The sequence below is a fragment of the Aeromonas sp. Lyrl_2 genome (assembly GCF_051948815.1).
In the GTDB taxonomy this organism is placed as follows: Bacteria; Pseudomonadota; Gammaproteobacteria; order Enterobacterales; family Aeromonadaceae; genus Aeromonas; species Aeromonas veronii.
The window spans coordinates 1-16,970 of sequence record NZ_JAYJLJ010000026.1; the positions used below are offsets into that span (position 1 = coordinate 1).

Genomic DNA, 16,970 nt, shown 5'->3' on the forward strand with positions numbered 1-16,970 from the left:
CTAACATGGTTTGACGCCGTTTGTTGTGAAAGGCCAAGAAACCAGCCAGATCCGTACTCATGCTACTAGCGTGGGAATAGCGCCAGTTCTCATGATTACGCCAAATGCCTTCACTTCTAAACGTGGGCACACCGCTTTCCGCTGATAAGCCCGCCCCGGTAAAAAAGAGGATTGTGGGATGGTAGTGTTGGCCTGTTACCGAGGCTTGTGCTCGTTTTTCTCTATGACGGCGCTGATGTCTTCGAGCACGGGAAGCTATTGGTTGCATACGACCACCTTTCGTTATGGCATGACCAGCCCACCCGATTGATTTGTTACTGAACCAGGGGAGTTGGGGTCACACCTCATTGCTATGTTTCTGCTCACCTCATCGTGGTAAGAATGAGGAGGAGCGGCAGTTACCAGTTGAGATCAAACAAGCTGCGACTAATGGATGTAATTGCACTAGCAGACCTGGCTCTTTGTTTACTGATGGGCTCGCTATGCATGAAAAACCAGTAGCGGTACTCCTGAGCAAAATGGTCACTTGCCTGCAAAACCGGTTCCCGGTAATCGCGTCTTATGCGCTCCGTTATGACCCGCTGTTCATCCAGATGCAGATCTTTGAGGCCAAAGCCATGTTGTCGGACACACCAGTCGACAACACACAAAGCGGTTAACTGGTTGTATCGCCTAAACGGTCGGATTGAACTAATCAGATAAAACAGTTCAGCCCCTCTGGCAAAGATACAGGGATAGGCCTCCTCCCTTATTTTATTTTGCTGGACCCGCATGATGGTCCAGTCCAGGATTTGCAACATACCCTGGGTGGTTATAGTGGGTTTTTGATCAATGGCACGACTGACGAAACGATGGATTTGCAGGACTTTTCTAGTTGAAATCATGGTTGCTTACTCACACAGTATTTAGCGTAAAGCACACTCGTGTAAGGAAGATTTAAAAGCCTTGAGTTAATGCTGGGGACGATTCTGTGGCGAGGTGAAACAACTTTCCCAAGATACAGATTTGAAGAGGATGGCGGAGATCAGATTACCGCCCCCTTGGTTATTTCCCTTCAAGCTTCATCGATTTGCTCCTCTTCAACATACCTCCCTCTGCGGACGTTACCCAGCGCCCATTAATTGCTCAGCGATTGGATTTCATTTTGAAAAACTGATACTTAAGTAGCTACACTAGCGATTATCAACATGCAGGGATGTGTAAAAAATGAGCTTGATTGGCTTGGTACTGGCGTTGATCGCCATCCTTGGCGGCAACATGATCGAGGGTGGTCATCCCAGCGCACTGCTCGATCTGCCCGCATTTCTTATCGTGATCGGCGGTACCATAGGTGCTGCGCTGACCCAGTTCCCCTTCTCCGTCGTCGGCAGCACCATGAAGCGTTTCAAATGGCTGCTCTCCCCCCTCAAGCTCGACATGCATGAACAGGCCCAGTTGCTTGAGACCCTGGCAGGCAACGCCCGCCGCAGCGGCATGCTGGCGCTGGAAGGGATGATCGACGAGATCAAGGATCCCTTCCTGAAGAAAGGGGTGCAGATGATGGTTGATGGTTACGAGAAAACCAAGATACACGAGGTGCTGGAGAACGAGATCGAATTTGAACAGGAAGATCTCGAACAGACGGTCAAATTCTATGAAGCCATGGGCGGCTACTGCCCGACCATGGGGATCGTCGGGGCGGTATTTGGCCTGATCCACGCCATGGGTCTGCTGGATGCCCCCGACAAGCTGGGCGGCGCCATCGCGGTGGCCTTTATCGCTACCATCTACGGGGTATCCGCAGCCAACCTGATCTTCTTGCCGTTCGGCAACCGCTACAAAGGGTTTGCCCACCAGATCCGCCACTACAAGGAGATGACCCTGACCGGCATTCTCTGCATCGTTGATGGCGAATCCCAAGCGCGCCTGCAAGTTACCCTCGAACCTTATCTGGGAGGTCACGGTGGCCAAAAAGAAAAAGGCTGAAGCACCGGAGAACCATGAACGCTGGCTGGTCTCCTATGCCGACTTCATGACCCTGCTGTTCGCCCTGTTTGTGGTGCTCTACTCCTTTGCCATGGCCAAGCAGTCCGAAACCCGGGTGCTTATCCAGGGCTTTATCGAGTCGCTGGGTAAAATCGGCCTCATCTCCCCGCCTGCCGGCTCACCCTTGATGCAGGGGGGAACAGGGATTCTCGAGCCGGAATCGAAGACCACGCCGAGCAGCCCGAAAGAAGAGACTGTACTGGAAAAAGATGCCCCCATGGCGGCATCGGACCCCTTCAACGAGACCATAGGTGCCTCGGAAAAACCGAGCGCCACCGAAGCCTGGCCCCACAAGACCAAGGAGCAGGAGTGGGTGCAGGTGACCAAGCAGAAGCTGGAGCAGCAACTCAAGGCCCAGATCGAATCGAAGGATCTCGAGGTCGAGCAACTCGGCAGTCAACTGGTGATCCGCATCGGCGAGAAGGCGCTATTCCCCTCCGATTCGGCGTTCCTGCAGCCCCAGTTCATCCCGCTGGTCAACAAGATCGCCGGCATTCTGGCCAATATCCCGGGGCAGGTAGTGGTCACCGGTCATACCGACAACTCCCAGGCGCCGGTGGAGCTCTATCGCAACAACTGGGAGCTCTCGGTGCTGCGGGCCTCTTCCATCGTGCAGACCATGCTGACCAATCCCCAGCTGGATGCCAGACGAGTCATCGCTCAGGGTGTTGCCGACACTCAACCCCGCTTTGCCAATGACACCCCCGAACATCGCCAGGCGAACCGCCGGGTCGATATCACCCTCTCCCAAGGCAAGGCAACAGAAGAGTCACTGCAACTGCTCAAGCCCTGATCCCCCCGCTCCCGCTTCACGCGGGAGCCTCTTTTTTAAAAACAAATAACTCAATAATATCAACACCATAAGATCTTAATGATAATGATTGCCATTTATTGTCAAGTGGTCAGGCCTCTGCAATAATGCCGCCCCTCAGGCTTAAATAAAAACAATTATCATTATGAACAAACTGCTTCAGGCATGGCCGGCACTCCTGTGTGCCTCCGCTGGCGCGGCCGATCTTCCCCCTGTGGAGAAGGCTCGCAGCGACGACACCATCATTGTCACCGGGCAACGAGTACAACAGAAACTCTCCGATGTTTCCGGCTCCATCACCGTCATCACCCAGGAAGAGCTGGACCGTCAGGTCGCCAGCGAGCTGACTCATGTGTTTCGCAAGATCCCCGGTGTCTCGGTCACCGGCTCTGCCGGGCGACCGCAAAACATCAGCGTGCGCGGCATCGGTGGCAACCGTATCCTGCTGATCAAGGATGGGGTGCGCGTCAGCGACGGCTTTGGCGCCGACAACATCAATGACAAGGTAGGTCGCTTCAACTTCGACCTTGATGACATCAAGCAGATTGAGGTGGCCAAGGGGGCCGGCTCCTCCCTGCATGGCTCCGATGCCATCGGCGGCACCGTGGTGATGAATACCAAGCAGCCGGAAGATTATCTGCAACAGCAAGATAGCTATCTAGCGGCCAAAACCCTCTACGGTGGCGACAGCAACAAGAAGAAGCTCAGCATGACAGGCGCGGTGCGGGCACTGGAGAGCGAACATCTGTTGCGCCTCTCCGGCTGGCGTGGCAACGAAACCGCCAACTTTGAGGAGAACCGAATTCCGGCTGATTTGGATGGCATGAGTGCCTCCACCAGCAGCCGCCTTCCCCTCAATGCCCATCACGCTCTGCGGCTGGAGCTGGACTACTACGAGGATCACGCCAAACGCCAGATGGGGCCCAAAGCGGTGCCCCAACCCGATGGCAGCTGGGACGTGGTCGGTTTTCAGGAAGATGGCGATCAGCGCACCCAGGGCGGCAAGTTCAGCTGGGAAGCCAGCGATCTGGGCATGATCGATACCCTCAACTGGAGCCTGTTTGGCAATCAGTCCCGCAACGAAGCCAACCAGCGCCAGCTGCTGCGCAACGATGCCCTGAGCGGCTATCCCAGATATCGCAGCCAGCGCACCCTCTCCACGTTCGAGGAGCTGCGCCTTGGCAGTGAGCTGGAGTTGCAGAGCAAGCTGAGCACCGGCTCGCTGGATCACACCTTCAGCTACGGTGTGGAGCTGGAGCAGGCCAACCACGAGCGGCCGGTCAGCAATCTGACCCTGGAAGATGGCATCACCACCCAGGGACAGAAAGCCCCCTTCAGCAAGGCCGAAACCCGCCGCGATGGCATCTGGCTGAGCGATGTGATCGATCTGGGCAACTGGCAGTTTACCCCGACCCTGCGCTTTGACCGCCAGCGCCTGCGCGCACCGGACAGCAATCTGGCCGAGAACCACAGCGACCACCTCTCCCCCAGTGTGGCGGCCAGTTACCGCTTCAACGAAACATGGCGCAGCTGGCTCAGCTATGCCAACGGCTTCCGCGCCCCCGCTTACGATCAGGTTTACGGCAACATTCCTCACTACTTTGCCATGCCGCCGTTCGAGATCATTGCCAACCCCAACCTCAAGGAGGAGACCAGCCACAGTCTGGAGTGGGGAGTGAATGGCCAAAGCGACAACTGGAGCGTCAAACCGGCCGTTTTCTACAACCGCTACTACAACTTCATCGACTGGCGCCAGACCGGTTTTCGCCTCGATGACGGTGTCTTCCTGCGCCAATATCGCAACGTTGCCAAAGCAGAAACCTGGGGCGCTGAGCTGGCCGCCAGCCTCTGGCTGAGCGACGAGTGGGAGCTTTCGACCAATCTGGCCTGGATGGATGGCAAGGATCACCGCGGTGAACCGCTGCGCACCCAGACACCGCTGGAAGGCAACACCACCCTGCGCTGGCAACAGCTCGACTGGGGGGTTGAGCTCAGTGGCAACTATGCCGCCGCCATGACCAAGGTGCCCCAGTGCGCCAATGCGCAGACTGGCTACAACGGTGCCTGCCAGAGCAGCGCAGGCTGGTTCAGTCTGGATCTCACCGGCGACTGGCAGATCACCGAGGCGCTCAAGGTCAATGCCACCATCGGCAACCTGCTCGATACCCGCTACGTCCGCTATCAGGATGTGGCCGGACTTCCGGCTGGCAGCGACACCTCCCTCTACAGCCAGAGCGGCCGCTACCTGTCAGCCAGCCTCAGCTACCGTTTCGTGGGGATGTGATGAAGCATCATGCAATCATGGCGGCCCTGTTGGCCGCCCCGTTGGCGTGGGCGCAAGAGGCCCTGCCACCGCCGATCCCGTCCCAATCGCACCTGATTTCAGGCAATCCCGTACGCCAGGATCCCTACTTCTGGTTGCGGGACGAGAGCCGTAGCAACCCGGCCATTCTCGCCCTGCTCAAGCAGCAAAATCGCTGGAGCGAGCAGCAACTCGCCACCCAGCAGCCGCTGGAAGCAACCTTGCGCGCCGAATTTGCCCGCCATCCGGCGGGGGAACCCGTACCGGACAACTGGCTTGTGCGCGGCGATCAGGCATGGCAGCTGCGCCCGGATGGCTCACTCTGGCAACGCCACGGGGGCAAGGTGCAGCAACGGCTTCCCGCCAGAGCGGGTGAGGGCTATTACGAAGCGGGCGGCTGGGCCCTGAGCCCGGATAACCGCACACTGGCCATCGCCGAAGACAGGCGCGGCGATCTCGACTATCAGGTCACCCTGCTCGATCTCCAAAGCGGCAAGGCGCTGGCCAGTTTGGCGCAGCGCAGCGCCGATCTCGCCTGGTCACAAGATGGTCGCACCCTCTACAGCATCGCCAACGAGCGCTACACCCTGCGCCCCTGGCAGCTGCGCGGCTGGCAGGATGGCCAGGAGCAGACTCTCTATGAGGAGCAGGATCCCGCCTGGCTGCTCAGCCTCTATCGCACCACGGATGGCCAGCATCTGGTGTTGCAGGGCAACAACCACGACAGCTCGGAGCAGTACCTGCTCGACTCGGGCAAGCCGCAGCAGGTCAAACCCCGCCAGCGCGGGGTGGAATACTATCTGGACAGCCAGTCTGGCTGGGTGATCAAGAGCAACCGGGAGGGGACGTTTGCCCTCTACTCAGCCAGCACGCCGCTCGGTGAGTGGCAGCGCCTGTGGCCCGCCAAAGAGGAGGATCTCGGCGATCCCGAGAAGTGGCGACTGTTTGATCGCCATCTGGTGGTGCAGTTTCGCCAGCAGGGGGAGGATTGGCTCGCCCTGCTCGATCGCAACGGCCATGAACGCCAGCGCCTGCCGCTGGCCAGTGGCGCCGGTACCGGCTGGCTGCAAGGAGAACATGACCCGGCCAGCGACCGCATTCTGGTGCGCAGTCAGGGCTTGAGTCAGCCCCCCGGCCAGCGCTGGCTGGATTTGACCAGCGGCCACTGGATCAACGACCAGCACACCGCAGGCAATAAAGCATTGCCCTATCAGAGCGAGCGGCGCTGGATCACCTCTGCCGATGGCACCCGGGTACCTGTCTCGCTGGTGTGGCGCAAGGATCTGGCCCCTCGCGCTGTACTGCTCTATGGCTATGGCGCCTATGGCACGCCGATGCGCCCCTACTACCAGAAAGAGCTGTTAAGCCTGCTGGATCGGGGCTTTGTCTACGCCATCGCCCATGTGCGCGGCGGCGGCATGCTGGGGGAGCAGTGGACCCGCGACGGACGGGGCATCAACAAGCAGAACGGCATCAGCGACTTTATCGCAGCCGGTCACGCCCTGCGCCACTGGTCGCCCGACTCTGCTCCCCTGCCCCTGTTTGCCATCGGGGGCAGCGCGGGGGGCACGCTGGTTGCTGCGGCCCTAAACCAGCAACCGACACTCTTTAGCGGCGCCGTGTTGCAGGTCCCCTTCGTCGATATGCTCGGCACCATGAGCGATCCTGCCCTCCCCTTGACCCGTCAGGAGTATCAGGAGTGGGGCAATCCGGCCAAGCCCGCAGAATATCAGGCGATGCGCCGCATCAGCCCCTACGACAACCTGCACCGCGCCCCCTACCCGCCCCTGCTGGTCACTACCGCCCTGCACGATAGCCAGGTGCCCTACTGGGAGCCGGTCAAGTGGCTGGCCCGCCTGCGGGAGCACAGCACGGGCTCCGGCCCCTACCTGCTGCTGACCGAACTGGAGGGAGGCCACCGCGCCGGTGGTGGCGATCGGGCTCGTGAATTTGCCTTCTTGTTGCATCTGGCGGGGATCAATCAATGACCCTGCCGCTGATTGGGAGTACCACTATGAAACCCCTGTTGCCCGCCCTCTTGCTGGGGCTGGCTGGCTTTTCCACTCAGGCCGCCGAACTGCGTTTTGTCGAACAGGACGCCCCGGCCGATACCCGCCTCTGGCTCGAACAGCAGCTCGGCGTCACCCTGAGTGATGCCCCGGCCTATCAGCGCCAAGGCAAGCTGGGCCACTATCTGCATTATCGCCAGCAGCTCAATGGCGCACCGATCGCCGGCCTGATGGCCGCCGTCAGTCTCGATGAGCAGGGTCGCCCGTGGCGCCTTTATCACAATACCCGGCTGATGCAGGCACAGGCGACGCCATGTGATGAAGCAAGCCGCGCCGGGGTGGATGCCTATACCGCCACGCTGGATGGCGCTGTGTGGCAATTCGCCGGCAGTGACGAGGCCCAGCCCTGGTACTGGCAGGATGGCGACACCCTGACTGCGGCCTGGCGTCTGCTGGCGGTGGAAAGCCAGCCGGGCAACAGCAAAAGCAGCCACTGGCAACTGTTTGTCACCTGCGATGGCAGCGCCCTGCTGGGGCGCACGCTGCAAGAGGCCAACACCCGTGCCGAAGCGGTCCCGCTGGCAGGAGAAGCGGCCACGGTGCAGGCCCGCATCTTTGCCCTCGACCCACGCACCCAGCTGCAAGATGGCAACCTGCTGTGGCGCCACGATCTGGTGCTGGACAACGGGGCCTATCGCACCGCGCCGCTCACGGTACAAAAGGTGGATGACACCTACCAGCTGAGTGGCCCACGCGCCCGGGTCGTGGATGGCACGGCGCCGGAAACTGCCCCCTTTAGCAGCCCTGATGCCGATGGCTTCCAGCTGGATCACCAGCAGCCCGCCTTCCTCGATATCAATGGCTACTACCATCTGGATCTGGCCCAGCGCCATGTGGAATCCCTGGGCTACCCGACGCTGATGGGCGGCCCCCTGGCCATCGATACCGATGCCGGGGAGCAGGACAACTCCCTCTATGACCCCTTCCTGCGCCGGTTGGAAATTGGCCGGATCGGGGTACCCGATGCGGAAGATCCGATGGTGATCTGGCACGAGTTTGGCCATGCGGTGCAGCACCATATCCTGCCCGACATGGGAGAAGAGGGTGACTGGGGCGCCATCGGCGAGGGCTTTAGCGACTATCTGGCCGCCAGCTGGCGCCAGCGCAGCCCCGAAGCCCGCCAGTTCGAGCCTTTCATGGTATTCAACTGGGATGCCAGGATCAGCGGCCGGACGCCCCGTCAGCTCGATGATCTGCGGGCACGCTATCACCCGGGCTTCCTCTATCCGGCTCACCTCACCATCAACGGCAGCAACGGCGACCAGCTGTGGGGCACCCCGCTCTTCACCGCGCTGCGCCAGGCCGTTGAACAGTATGGCGAGGTAGCCCGTGACGAGTTCGATACCCTGCTGATTGAATCCCACTTCGGCCTCGGCCCGCAGGTGCGGATGCCCCAGCTGGCGCGCGTCACCGTGGATACCGCCAACCGCCTCTATCCGGATCGCAGCTATGGCAAGCTGCTGGAGCAGGCCTTCCGCCACCACGCACTGCTGCCCACGCCCATCGCGGCCCGCCTTGCCGATGACAGCTACCTGCTGCCCGGGGAGAAAAAGAGCCTCGCCATCGAATTGACCAACCAGAGCGGCCGGCCCCTGACCGTGGCTGACGCCAGCCTGCTCCCGACCAAGGGGCTCATGGGTGACGGTCACTGGCAGGGAGAGCTCAACGCCGATGGCACCGCCCGCTGGACCCTGCCGCTGGAAGCAGCGAGCAACCTGACCTGTGGCGAGGCAGTCACCTTGCCGCTGCAGTTCCAGCTCACCCTGCCCAGCCCCACCGAGCGCCAGACCCGCCTTGACCTGCAACTGCCGATCGGTGAACCGCTCTGGCAGCGGGCCATCGGCCAGGGTGGCCAGATCAAGGATGCGGTGAGCGATGAACGGCACGGCCTGTCCCGCTTCACTCTCACCCTGCCCGAGAGCAAGGCCCGCATCGACAGCGGATTCGTGGTCGCCCTCGATCTGGAGCACAGCAAACTGGAGCAACTGGAGATCTGGCTCACCTCCCCTTACGGCACCCGGATCAGCCTGTGGAACAAAGGCTACGCCAGCCATACCCGGCTCAAGGGGGAGTTTCCGCGTGAACTGGTACCGTTCGAATCGCTGGATAAGCTGCACGGTGAACCGCTCGCAGGCCGCTGGCTGCTGGAGATCAACGACACCAGCGCCGGTGACACCGGTCAGTTGCGCAACTGGCGCGTCGCCCAGCAAGTCGGCACCCGCTGCGACAAGGATGAAGCCCTACCCAACACAGGCATCATTCCCCTTGAGCAGGATGAAGGGGGTGGCGGCACGGCGTCCCCCCTGCTGCTGTTGCTGGCCCTCTGGCCCCGCCTCTGGCGCCGGAGCGTCTCGCGCCGTTGAACCCTGTACCACGGGGGTCACCGCCCCCGTGAACCTGTGACCGAATCAAGGAATGTGAAGTGAAACCATCCGTACTGGTTATTGCAACCCTCTCAGCCCTGCTCAGCGCCTGTGGCGGCGGGGAAGATAACGCACCACTGGCGATCCCGGACTACCGGGTCGATGTCGCCCTGCCGACCGCCGGTACCCTGTGCGCCGATCTGGATCAGAACTGGCTGTGTGATGCCGCCGATCCTGCCGTCAGCGGCGAAGGAGCTGTGGCCCTTGTCAGCCGTTCGGCCAACATCGTCAACTCACCCCTGCTGTTCGTACCGCGGGGCGGAGGGCTGCTGCTGGCACATCCGGCCGCCAAAGGGGAGCCACAACGGCTGCAACCGACCCTGCTCAGCACTCTGTGGCAGAGCCGTATTGCCGAAGGGGTGGCTGCCGATCGCGCACTGACGCAGCTGTTGGCCGATCTCGTGCCGCTGCAACCAGGCAGCGACCGCGCGGCCCTCGCGGGTCTCGGCCAGTTTGATCAGGCGCTACAACAGGTGGCGACCAGCTTGCAGCAACAGGCCCGCACACGCCTTGCCACCGCCAAGGAGACCCAGTTGCTCACCACCAGCTATCGCGCCATCAGCCTGATGCTGGAGCAATTGGCTCAGGAGTGGCAGCGCAACGGCCAGTTTGCCGAAGAGACCCAAAGCGAGCTGCTGACCCTGCTGGTGCAGCAGCAGCCACGCAACCTGCTGACCGTCACCGGCGTCACCACCTTCAGCGATGGCAACGACCCGCTGCTGGAACAAGAACCCGCCGACTATCCGGGACAAGATGCCAGCTGGAATCGCACTCGTCCCCAGCTTGCCTATCGCAAACTCGATGATCGCGGTCAGGCGCTCCCTGACAACGCGCCGAGCTGGCAGTGCGTCAAGGATCTCAATACCGGTCTGGTGTGGGAGGTCAAATCGGACGATCCCTTGAGTCCGGCCTGGAAAAGCAGACCCTTTGCCTATGAGGATGAGCAGTTCAAGGCGACCGCAGGCGAGCAGCAAGCGGCCTACCAGCATATTCATAAGAGGATCGAACAGCTCACCGCCGAAGGAGATCTGGCGGCCCTCGCCCGGGCACAGGCGCTGACCACCATGCTGACCACCCGCGCGTATCAGCAGTGGCTCAATGGCGAGCAGCGCTGCGGCATCAGCCAGTGGCGGCTGCCCACCATGGGTGAGCTGATGTCACTGATGCACTACGGCAGCCTGGCCAAGGACCCGCTGGGTCAACGCATCATCGTGGATACCCGTTACTTCCCGGATATCGCCCCCTCGGAAGATGACACCTACCATGGCTACTACTGGAGCGCCACCAGCAACACAGCCCAGCGCTTTTCCGGTGGCCCCATCAGCAAACGCACAGTCCTGCTCCTGGGAGAAGATGCGGGCACCACCTATCCCGCGCTGGTGCTGCAAGATACCTATATCGAGCTGATGCAGGTACGACTGGTCGCCACTCCCCAATAATCCGAGGAATATCATGAGCCTTTATCGCTTTTCGTTCGCCATGCTGGCACTGCTGGCCCCCCTGGCCCACGGTGCTGCCATTTGTGATGACACCATGGATCGCACCGCCCCCTCTGCCCGTTTTCTTGACCATGGCAACGGCACCGTCACGGATCAACACACCGGCCTCACCTGGATGCGCTGCAAACTGGGGCAGACATGGAGTGGCAGCAGTTGCCTGGGTGAACCGACCGTTTACTACTGGCAGCAGGGGCTGCAAGTGGCGGAGCGGATCCGCAGTGACAGCAGCCATGCTCTCTATCACTTCGGCGGTATCAGCCAGTGGCGCCTGCCCGACATCAAGGAGCTGGCGACCCTGGTCGAGCACGCCTGCTACAAGCCCTCTCTCAATGAAGCCATTTTCCCGCGCGCCATGGCGGGGGGCGGTAAAGAGGTCAATGAGGGCTATGTCTATCTGATGAGCAGCACGGTAACCTCCGCCAATGGTCAGCGGGCGTATCTGGATATCACCTCGGGAGATATCGGTCTTCGCTCCATTGGCGCCTACCCGGATCAGGTCTTGCTGGTCGCCAATAAACCCTGACCGCCCCACGCTCGAAACCGGAACGCGATGACAGGAGAGGCTTGAAAGCCTCTCTTTTTATTGCTCTTGCCGCCCTCTCTACCTCACCCGCCATCACGCTCTTCTCCCGCCTGTGCTCCCTGCCCGCGATACCGACCTGATCCTGCTTCGCACGCGACATACCCCTTTCAGGTGATGACGAGGAGCAGCTCTCTGCGCTTTACAGGCCTTTCTCGCCCGCCATAACCAACAAAAAAGTGCGCTTCTTAACAAAATTTAATTACTGGTTAACCGATTAATAATTAACCCGTAAAAATGACATGTAAATCAGTGCGAAAGTGTCATAATGCGTAACATTATTGTTAAGTCGCTTGATTAATTTGGTTAGGAAAAACCTCTATGTTTGCTGATATTTCTGCTCAACATTGGGCTTTTGCCATTTATGTCATCGGTGCCATCACCATCTGTCTGGTGATGATAGGCCTCGCCGCCCTGCTGGGAGGTCGCGCCTACGGCCGCACCAAGAACAAGCCATTTGAATCTGGTGTCGACTCGGTCGGCAGTGCCCGCCTGCGTTTTTCCGCCAAGTTCTATCTGGTCGCCATGTTCTTCGTCATCTTCGACGTCGAGGCGCTCTACCTGTTTGCCTGGTCTGTCTCCGTGCGGGAGAGTGGCTGGGTCGGCTTTATTGAAGCCACCATTTTCATCGGACTGCTGCTTATCGGCCTGATCTACCTCTGGCGCATCGGCGCACTGGACTGGTCACCGCGCAAACCGCAGTTGAACAACAAAAACAGTGATTGAACCACAGACCCTTTCCTTGAGGTTGCACCATGAAGTACACCCTGACCCGGATTGACCCGGATGCACCCGTTGAGCGCTACCCCCAGGAGCAGCGCCAGACCGTCGATGACCCACTGGCGCAAGAAGCGACGCGCGGCATCATGATGGGCCGTCTCGAGGAGGTGCTGCAAGACACAGTCAACTGGGGCCGCAAAAACTCCCTCTGGCCTTACAACTTCGGCATCTCCTGCTGCTACGTGGAGATGTGTACCGCCTTCACCTCCCCCCACGATGTGGCCCGCTTCGGCGCCGAAGTTATCCGCGCTTCGCCCCGTCAGGCCGATTTCATGGTGATTGCAGGGACCCCCTTCATCAAGATGGCGCCAGTCATCCAGCGCCTGTATGAACAGCTGCTCGAACCCAAGTGGGTGATCTCCATGGGCGCCTGTGCCAACTCCGGCGGCATGTATGACATCTATTCCGTGGTGCAGGGGGTGGACAAGTTCCTGCCGGTCGACGTCTACATTCCGGGTTGCCCGCCCCGTCCCGAAGCCTTTTTGCAAGCCCTGATGCTGCTGCAGGACTCCATCGGCAAAGAGCGCCGCCCCCTCTCCTGGGTAGTGGGCGATCAGGGGATCTACCGTCCCCAGATGCAGGCCGAAAAAGAGCGCAAGCGCGGCGAACGGATCAATGTGACCAACCTGCGCACGCCGGATGAGATCTGACCATGAAACTGACTCGTGATTTTCCCAGCAATTACGCCATGGCCCAGTGGCAGCCCAGCGACCACAAGGATGCCAAAGTCATTGGCGAACTGTTTGCCCACTTCGGGGCCGAGCACTTCACCGTGCAGACCACGCGCACCGGCGTGCCGGTGGTCTGGCTTCCCCGCGAACTGCTTCAGGATGTGATGGGCTTTTTGCGCAAGGTGCCCTCCCCGTTCGTGATGCTCTTCGATCTGAGTGCGACTGACGAGCGGCTGCGTAGCCATCGCGACGGCCTGCCGCAAAGCGACTTCACCGTTTTCTATCACCTCATCTCCATCGACCGTAACGCCGATGTGATGTTGAAAGTGGCGCTGGCCGAAAGTGACCTGCATCTGCCCACCATCACCAACCACTTCCCCAATGCCAACTGGTATGAACGGGAAGTGTGGGATCTGCTGGGCATCACCTTCGATGGCCACCCCCATCTGACCCGCATCATGATGCCCAAAAGCTGGCAGGGTCACCCGCTGCGCAAGGATTACCCGGCGCGCGCCACCGAATTCGATCCCTTCATGCTCGATGCAGCCAAACAGGACATGGAGCAGGAGAACCTGCTGTTCAAACCGGAAGAGTGGGGACTGGCCCGCGGCAACGATAACGAGGACTACATGTTCTTGAACCTCGGCCCCAACCACCCCTCTGCCCACGGCGCCTTCCGCTTGGTGTTGCAGCTCGATGGCGAGGAGATCCGCAACTGCGTGCCCGACATCGGCTACCACCATCGTGGTGCCGAAAAGATGGGCGAGCGCCAATCCTGGCACAGCTATATCCCCTATACCGACCGGGTCGAGTATCTGGGCGGGGTGATGAACAACCTCCCTTACGTGTTGGCGGTCGAGAAGCTGGCCGGCATCAAGGTGCCGCAGCGGGTCGACATGATCCGGGTGATGATGGCGGAGCTGTTCCGCATCCAGAGCCACCTCTTGTTCCTCGGTACATATATCCAGGACGTGGGGGCCATGACCCCGGTCTTCTTCACCTTCACCGATCGGCAGAAGATCTACACCATCATCGAAGCGATCACCGGTGCCCGCATGCATCCGGCCTGGTTCCGTATCGGCGGTGTGGCCCACGACCTGCCGAAGGGATGGCAGCGGCTGGTGCAGGACAACCTGCTAAGCTGGCTGCCCAAGCGGCTGATGGATTACGAAAAAGCGGCGATGCGCAACAGCATTCTTCGCGGTCGAACCATAGGCGTCTCTGCCTACACCACCGAGCAGGCGTTGTCCTGGGGCACCACGGGGGCCGGATTGCGCGCCACCGGCCTCAACTTCGACGTGCGCAAGTGGCGTCCCTACTCCGGTTACGATCAATTCGACTTTGAAGTGCCAGTCGGCAGCAATGGCGATGCCTACGACAGAGCCACCGTGCGGATCGAGGAGATCCGCCAGAGCATGTCGATCATCGAGCAGTGCATGAAAAACATGCCGGAGGGCCCCTTCAAGGCAGATCACCCCCTCACCACCCCGCCGCCCAAAGAGCGCACCCTGCAGCACATCGAGACCCTTATCAACCACTTCCTGCAAGTGTCTTGGGGCCCGGTGATGCCCGCTGCCGAGTCGTTCCAGATGATTGAGGCGACCAAGGGGGTCAACAGTTACTACCTGACCAGTGACGGCTCCACCATGAGCTACCGGACCCGGATCCGCACCCCGAGCTTTGCTCACCTGCAGCAGATCCCCTCGGTGATCAAGGGCAGCATGGTGTCGGACCTCATCGTCTATCTGGGCAGTATCGATTTTGTTATGTCGGATGTGGACCGTTAAGTGATCCGCCCTCCCGGCCATGGCCGGGAATCGGGATCGCCGGACGAGCAGTAAAAGGACAAGCCACCAAAGGTCAAGTCATGAGCCAGCAATGTCAGTGTCACAATAATCAGACCCCACAGGGGCAAGGGGCATGCAGCAGCAAACAGGACGACTTTGTTCTGAGCCAGGCTGAACGCGATGCCATCAAACACGAGAAACACCACTACGAAGATCCCCGCGCCGCCAGCATCGAAGCACTCAAGATCGTGCAGCAGGCCAGAGGCTGGGTCCCCGACGGCGCCATTCACGCCATCGCCGCCGAGCTCGGCATTCCCGCCAGCGACGTGGAGGGGGTTGCCACCTTCTATAGCCAGATCTTCCGCCAGCCGGTAGGCCGTCACATCATCCGCGTCTGCGACAGCATGGTCTGCTACATCAATGGCCATGAAGATCTGCTGGCCGGTCTCAAGGAGGTGATGAACCTCGGCCCCGGTCAAACCACCCCGGATGGCCGCTTCACCCTGCTGCCGGTCTGCTGTCTTGGCAACTGCGACAAGGGGCCAGCCATCATGATCGATGACGACACCTATGGCGGCCTCGATCCGGTGACCTTGCTGAAAACGCTGGAGGCTTACCCATGAGCCTGCCGCAGAACAAGATCCTCGCCTCTCTTGGCACCGCCAACCGCACGGCCCGCACCGCCGAGACCCACCCGCTCACCTGGCGGCTGCGGGACGACGGCCAGCCGCTGTGGCTGGAGGAGTATCAGGCCAAACAGGGCTATGAAGCCGCCCGCAAGGCGCTCGGCCAGATGAGCCCGGACGAGATCGTCAGCACCGTCAAGGATGCCGGTCTCAAGGGGCGTGGCGGCGCGGGCTTCCCCACTGGTGTGAAGTGGGGGCTGATGCCCAAAGACGAGAGCATGAACATCCGTTACCTGCTCTGCAACGCCGACGAGATGGAGCCCAACACCTGGAAAGATCGCCTGCTGATGGAGCAACTGCCCCATCTGCTGATCGAGGGGATGATCATCAGTGCCCGGGCGCTCAAGGCCTATCGCGGCTATATCTTCCTGCGCGGCGAGTATGTGGATGCTGCCATCCACCTGCGCCGTGCGGTGGAAGAGGCCAAGGCCGCCGGTCTACTGGGCAAGAACATTCTGGGATCCGGTTTTGACTTCGAGCTGTTCGTCCACACCGGCGCCGGCCGCTACATCTGTGGCGAAGAGACGGCCCTTATCAACTCGCTGGAAGGGCGACGCGCCAACCCGCGTGCCAAACCCCCCTTCCCCGCCGTCTCAGGTGTCTGGGGAAAACCCACCTGCGTCAACAACGTCGAGACCCTCTGCAACGTGCCTGCCATTATCGGCAACGGGGTCGCCTGGTATCACGGGCTGGCGCTGCCGGGCTCGGAAGATCACGGCACCAAGCTGATGGGCTTCTCCGGCAAGGTGAACAACCCCGGGGTCTGGGAGCTGCCCTTTGGCATCACCGCCCGCGAGCTGTTTGAAAATTACGCCGGCGGCATGAAGAGCGGCTATCGCCTGAAAGCCTGGCAACCGGGCGGCGCGGGAACCGGCTTCCTGCTGCCGGAGCACCTCGATGCCCAGATGTATACCGCCGGTATCGGCAAGGTAGGTACCCGGATGGGGACTGGCCTCGCCATGGCGGTGGATGACTCCATCAGCATGGTCTCCCTGCTGCGCAACATGGAGGAGTTCTTCGCCCGCGAGTCGTGTGGCTGGTGCACGCCCTGTCGCGATGGCCTGCCCTGGAGCGTCAAGCTGCTGCGGGCACTGGAACGTGGCGAAGGGCAATCCGGCGATCTGGCGACTCTGGAACAACTCTGCGGTTTCCTTGGCCCGGGCAAGACCTTCTGCGCCCACGCACCGGGCGCCGTCGAGCCGCTCGCCAGCGCCATCAAATATTTCCGCTCCGAATTCGAGGCCGGGATCAAAGGCAGCGGTGATAACCGCAAGCCGGTCAAAGGGATCCAGCCCAATCTGCTGGGCGAGCGCTGGTAACGACACCACAGATTTCAC

Annotated in this window: 13 protein-coding genes; 12 read left to right on the plus strand and 1 reads right to left on the minus strand. The window is 60.7% G+C overall.

Going from position 1 to position 16,970, the window contains the following annotated elements; all coding sequences use genetic code 11:
• Nucleotides 1–268: Sir2 family NAD-dependent protein deacetylase (locus VF684_RS18310; RefSeq protein ID WP_440174357.1), on the minus strand; the 268-nt coding region annotated here is incomplete at its 3' end.
• A 938-nt stretch (nucleotides 269–1,206) separates the two neighbouring features.
• On the opposite strand from VF684_RS18310, the gene VF684_RS18315 reads away from it, so the two are divergent.
• The 12 genes from VF684_RS18315 to nuoF all read left to right on the plus strand — a co-directional run bounded on the left by VF684_RS18315 (nucleotide 1,207) and on the right by nuoF (nucleotide 16,952).
• Nucleotides 1,207–1,965, plus strand: a complete 759-nt coding sequence (locus VF684_RS18315; RefSeq protein ID WP_042056089.1) for a flagellar motor protein — start codon at nucleotides 1,207–1,209, stop codon at nucleotides 1,963–1,965.
• The gene (locus VF684_RS18320; RefSeq protein ID WP_376898517.1) at nucleotides 1,943–2,818 is read left to right on the plus strand and encodes a flagellar motor protein MotB; all 876 of its coding nucleotides are present in this window, start codon (nucleotides 1,943–1,945) and stop codon (nucleotides 2,816–2,818) included. The genes VF684_RS18315 and VF684_RS18320 overlap by 23 nt, the downstream gene beginning before the upstream one ends.
• A 163-nt stretch (nucleotides 2,819–2,981) precedes the next feature.
• On the plus strand, nucleotides 2,982–5,120 hold the full coding sequence (locus tag VF684_RS18325; RefSeq protein ID WP_064336650.1) for a TonB-dependent hemoglobin/transferrin/lactoferrin family receptor: 2,139 nt from the start codon (nucleotides 2,982–2,984) through the stop codon (nucleotides 5,118–5,120).
• Nucleotides 5,120–7,126: a prolyl oligopeptidase family serine peptidase gene (locus VF684_RS18330; RefSeq protein WP_201914943.1), complete on the plus strand. Its 2,007-nt coding sequence runs from the start codon at nucleotides 5,120–5,122 to the stop codon at nucleotides 7,124–7,126. The genes VF684_RS18325 and VF684_RS18330 overlap by 1 nt, the downstream gene beginning before the upstream one ends.
• Complete coding sequence (locus tag VF684_RS18335; RefSeq protein ID WP_257725393.1) at nucleotides 7,123–9,570, plus strand: proprotein convertase P-domain-containing protein; 2,448 nt, start codon at nucleotides 7,123–7,125, stop codon at nucleotides 9,568–9,570. The genes VF684_RS18330 and VF684_RS18335 overlap by 4 nt, the downstream gene beginning before the upstream one ends.
• A 59-nt stretch (nucleotides 9,571–9,629) precedes the next feature.
• On the plus strand, nucleotides 9,630–11,069 hold the full coding sequence (locus VF684_RS18340; protein ID WP_257725394.1) for a DUF1566 domain-containing protein: 1,440 nt from the start codon (nucleotides 9,630–9,632) through the stop codon (nucleotides 11,067–11,069).
• Nucleotides 11,070–11,082: 13 nt separating this feature from the next.
• The gene (locus VF684_RS18345; RefSeq protein ID WP_005351118.1) at nucleotides 11,083–11,652 is read left to right on the plus strand and encodes a DUF1566 domain-containing protein; all 570 of its coding nucleotides are present in this window, start codon (nucleotides 11,083–11,085) and stop codon (nucleotides 11,650–11,652) included.
• A 378-nt stretch (nucleotides 11,653–12,030) separates the two neighbouring features.
• The gene (locus VF684_RS18350; RefSeq protein ID WP_005344919.1) at nucleotides 12,031–12,435 is read left to right on the plus strand and encodes an NADH-quinone oxidoreductase subunit A; all 405 of its coding nucleotides are present in this window, start codon (nucleotides 12,031–12,033) and stop codon (nucleotides 12,433–12,435) included.
• A gap of 29 nt (nucleotides 12,436–12,464) precedes the next feature.
• On the plus strand, nucleotides 12,465–13,139 hold the full coding sequence (locus VF684_RS18355) for a NuoB/complex I 20 kDa subunit family protein (protein ID WP_005344917.1): 675 nt from the start codon (nucleotides 12,465–12,467) through the stop codon (nucleotides 13,137–13,139).
• Between the two features lie 2 nt (nucleotides 13,140–13,141).
• Nucleotides 13,142–14,947, plus strand: coding sequence for an NADH-quinone oxidoreductase subunit C/D (gene nuoC / locus VF684_RS18360; protein WP_201914926.1), 1,806 nt, complete (start codon nucleotides 13,142–13,144; stop codon nucleotides 14,945–14,947).
• 80 nt (nucleotides 14,948–15,027) lie between these two features.
• A complete protein-coding gene (gene nuoE / locus VF684_RS18365) occupies nucleotides 15,028–15,570 on the plus strand; it encodes an NADH-quinone oxidoreductase subunit NuoE (RefSeq protein WP_234924809.1) in 543 nt (180 codons plus the stop codon).
• On the plus strand, nucleotides 15,567–16,952 hold the full coding sequence (gene nuoF / locus VF684_RS18370; protein WP_201914923.1) for an NADH-quinone oxidoreductase subunit NuoF: 1,386 nt from the start codon (nucleotides 15,567–15,569) through the stop codon (nucleotides 16,950–16,952). Before nuoE ends, nuoF begins: the two co-directional genes overlap by 4 nt.
• Nucleotides 16,953–16,970: the final 18 nt, after the last annotated feature.

Coding starts and splice junctions, on each gene's coding strand:
- VF684_RS18315 (WP_042056089.1), top strand. CDS start 1,207: ATGAGCTTGATTGGCTTGGTACTGGCGTTGATCGCCATCCTTGGCGGC.
- VF684_RS18325 (WP_064336650.1), top strand. CDS start 2,982: ATGAACAAACTGCTTCAGGCATGGCCGGCACTCCTGTGTGCCTCCGCT.
- VF684_RS18330 (WP_201914943.1), top strand. CDS start 5,120: ATGAAGCATCATGCAATCATGGCGGCCCTGTTGGCCGCCCCGTTGGCG.
- VF684_RS18335 (WP_257725393.1), top strand. CDS start 7,123: ATGACCCTGCCGCTGATTGGGAGTACCACTATGAAACCCCTGTTGCCC.
- VF684_RS18345 (WP_005351118.1), top strand. CDS start 11,083: ATGAGCCTTTATCGCTTTTCGTTCGCCATGCTGGCACTGCTGGCCCCC.
- VF684_RS18350 (WP_005344919.1), top strand. CDS start 12,031: ATGTTTGCTGATATTTCTGCTCAACATTGGGCTTTTGCCATTTATGTC.
- VF684_RS18355 (WP_005344917.1), top strand. CDS start 12,465: ATGAAGTACACCCTGACCCGGATTGACCCGGATGCACCCGTTGAGCGC.
- nuoC (WP_201914926.1), top strand. CDS start 13,142: ATGAAACTGACTCGTGATTTTCCCAGCAATTACGCCATGGCCCAGTGG.
- nuoE (WP_234924809.1), top strand. CDS start 15,028: ATGAGCCAGCAATGTCAGTGTCACAATAATCAGACCCCACAGGGGCAA.
- nuoF (WP_201914923.1), top strand. CDS start 15,567: ATGAGCCTGCCGCAGAACAAGATCCTCGCCTCTCTTGGCACCGCCAAC.